We start from the raw sequence: 1,387 nt of genomic DNA, 5'->3' as shown, positions 1-1,387 counted from the left end.
GACGGGATCTCGGCGACCGTCGTCGGGCAGGGGGCCGAGATGGTCTCGCTACGCGATGGCGACGGCACCGAGCTTCTGTGGCAGGCAGGCCCCGCCTGGCGGCGCCACTCGCCGGTCCTGTTCCCGATCGTCGGCCGGCTGAAGGGCGATCAGCTGCGGCATCGCGGCCAAACCTATCCGATGACGCAGCACGGCTTTGCCCGCGACCGGCGCTTTGCCTGGGCGGAGCAGGGGCCGACCTCATGCACATTGGTCCTGTCGGATGACGCCGAAACGCGGACGCACTATCCCTTCGCCTTTCGCTTGGCCATTAGCTACGAGCTGACGCCCCAGCAGCTTGGCGTGACGTTCGAGATCACCAACACCGGCGGCGAACATTTGCCGGCCTCGATCGGCGCGCATCCGGCGTTCAACTGGCCGCTGCTGCCGGAACTGCGCAAGGAAGCCTATCGGCTGACCTTCGCCAACCATGAGCCGGCGCCGATCCGCCGCCTGAAGGACGGCCTGCTGCTGCCGGACCCACTACCGACGCCGGTCGAGGGAAAGACGCTGCCGCTGTCCGAAAAATTGTTCGTCGACGACGCCGTCATTCTCGACAAGCCGGTGAGCAATAGCGTGCGCTACGCCGCCGAGCGCGGGCCGGCGATCGAGATGTCATGGCAGGGCTTCAACGAGCTGGGCATCTGGTCCAAGCCCGGCGGCGCGCCTTTCCTGTGCATCGAGCCCTGGCACGGCATCGCCAGCCCCGTCGATTTCGACGGCGAGTTCACCGACAAGCCTGGCGTCATGCTGATCGAGCCGGGTGCCCGGCGCGTCCTGAGCTACCGGATCGTCCTCAGCCGGGAACGGTAGGGCATGGCATACGCCATCAAGACCGGGATCGAGGACACGCGGGCGAGAACGTTCGTCTTCGCCGCCCAGAAGACCATGTATGGCGGCAAGCGCATTGCGGAAGGCGACGTCATCTTCCTGTTCGCCAGCGAGAACGAAGGCGGGCAGGGGCTTGTCGCACGCGGCGTCGTGACCTCATCGGAGGCCACACCCAGGCGTCCCGATCTCGAACGGCAGACGCCGTGGGTCAGTGTCTCAGTCCGCCGTACCGGCTTGGCGACGAAACGGCTGGGCCGCAATGAGCTCAAGCGCTTCAGGGACTGGAAGGACGGCCGGCCCGAGACCGAGCTCAGCTTCAAATTCTACCGCCAGGCGACGAACAAGATCGTCGGCATCTCGGACGCGACGGCGGCATTTCTCGAAGGGTTTTTCTAGCTCCGGTTTCTTCCGATGCTAGCCCTCCAAGCGTGGCTGCCGCACGATCGCACCTATCGCATTGACGAGAAGCCGCGCCGCGGTCAGCGCCGACAGGCCGTCATCGGCGGGTGGGTAGAGT

Annotated in this window: 2 protein-coding genes; both read left to right on the top strand. The window is 66.0% G+C overall.

Annotation, left to right across the window (positions count from 1 at the left end):
* The coding region (locus EOA28_RS35720) for an aldose 1-epimerase family protein (RefSeq protein WP_148671104.1) at positions 1–852 on the top strand (852 nt) is incomplete at its 5' end.
* 3 nt (positions 853–855) lie between these two features.
* On the top strand, positions 856–1,266 hold the full coding sequence (locus EOA28_RS35715; RefSeq protein ID WP_127253938.1) for a hypothetical protein: 411 nt from the start codon (positions 856–858) through the stop codon (positions 1,264–1,266).
* Positions 1,267–1,387 lie beyond the last annotated feature (121 nt).

It is taken from the genome of Mesorhizobium sp. M2A.F.Ca.ET.067.02.1.1, assembly GCF_004023285.1.
Taxonomy (GTDB): domain Bacteria; phylum Pseudomonadota; class Alphaproteobacteria; order Rhizobiales; family Rhizobiaceae; genus Mesorhizobium.
Note: the sequence above shows the minus strand (reverse complement) of the source record. Positions and strands in the feature narration are given on the sequence as shown.